Source organism: Corynebacterium lipophiloflavum DSM 44291, assembly GCF_000159635.1.
Taxonomy (GTDB): Bacteria; Actinomycetota; Actinomycetes; order Mycobacteriales; family Mycobacteriaceae; genus Corynebacterium; species Corynebacterium lipophiloflavum.
In genome coordinates this window covers 1-237 of sequence record NZ_GG667249.1, presented here as the reverse complement: position 1 = coordinate 237, position 237 = coordinate 1, and the positions used below count along the sequence as shown (strand labels likewise).

The following is a 237-nucleotide window of genomic DNA, read 5'->3' as shown; positions in this document are numbered from 1 at the left end:
CGCATTTCCCCGCGCCAAGCATCATCATCCGGGCGGCGCCGGTGAAGTCACTGTCTGGTGCTCCAACGATTACCTGGGCATGGGCCAGCACCCCGCGGTCCTGAAGGCGATGCATGAGGCGCTCGACAGTTGCGGCGCAGGGGCCGGCGGCACACGCAACATCGCCGGAACCAATCACTATCACGTGCTGCTGGAGAAGGAGTTAGCCGACCTTCACGGCAAGGAGGCAGCACTTCT

General features: G+C 63.7%; 1 protein-coding gene. It reads left to right on the top strand.

The window, feature by feature from the left end:
* Positions 1 to 237, top strand: a 237-nt coding sequence (locus HMPREF0298_RS12020; RefSeq protein WP_157464489.1) for an aminotransferase class I/II-fold pyridoxal phosphate-dependent enzyme, incomplete at both ends; no start/stop codon positions are given.